Source organism: Yokenella regensburgei ATCC 49455 (genome assembly GCF_000735455.1).
Lineage (GTDB): Bacteria > Pseudomonadota > Gammaproteobacteria > Enterobacterales > Enterobacteriaceae > Yokenella > Yokenella regensburgei.
The window spans coordinates 1-833 of the sequence record NZ_JMPS01000101.1 but is presented as its reverse complement, the minus strand read 5'-3'; the positions used below and the strand labels follow the sequence as shown (position 1 = coordinate 833).

Here is an 833-nt window from a genome sequence, read left to right as displayed (position 1 = left end):
TTGTCGCCCGGCATTACCATCTCTACGCCTTCCGGCAGTTCGATGGTACCAGTCACGTCAGTTGTACGGAAGTAGAACTGCGGACGGTAGCCTTTGAAGAACGGAGTATGACGGCCGCCTTCGTCTTTGGACAGGATATAAACTTCAGATTCGAATTTGGTGTGCGGCTTGATGGAACCCGGCTTAGCCAGTACCTGACCACGTTCGATTTCTTCACGTTTGATACCACGCAGCAGAACACCAACGTTCTCACCAGCACGGCCTTCGTCCAGCAGTTTGCGGAACATTTCAACGCCGGTACAGGTAGACTTCGCAGTCTCTTTGATACCAACGATTTCAACTTCTTCGCCAACTTTAACGATACCGCGCTCTACACGACCGGTAACAACGGTACCACGACCGGAGATGGAGAATACGTCTTCGATCGGCAGCAGGAACGGCAGGTCGATAGCACGAACTGGTTCTGGGATGTAAGAATCCAAGAAGCCAGCCAGCTCAACGATTTTAGCTTCCCACTCTGCTTCGCCTTCCAGCGCTTTCAGAGCAGAACCACGGATGATCGGAGTGTCGTCGCCCGGGAAATCGTACTGAGACAGAAGTTCACGAACTTCCATTTCTACCAGTTCCAGCAGCTCTTCGTCATCAACCATGTCGCATTTGTTCAGGAACACGATGATGTACGGAACGCCTACCTGACGACCCAGCAGGATGTGCTCACGAGTCTGCGGCATCGGGCCGTCAGTCGCAGCAACAACCAGGATCGCGCCATCCATCTGCGCAGCACCGGTGATCATGTTTTTAACATAGTCGGCGTGGCCCGGGCAGTCTACGTG

At 53.4% G+C, this 833-nt stretch carries 1 protein-coding gene; it reads right to left on the bottom strand.

Annotation, left to right across the window (positions count from 1 at the left end; translation table 11 throughout):
- Positions 1-833: elongation factor Tu (gene tuf, locus GYRE_RS23120; RefSeq protein ID WP_038258934.1), on the bottom strand; the 833-nt coding region annotated here is incomplete at both ends.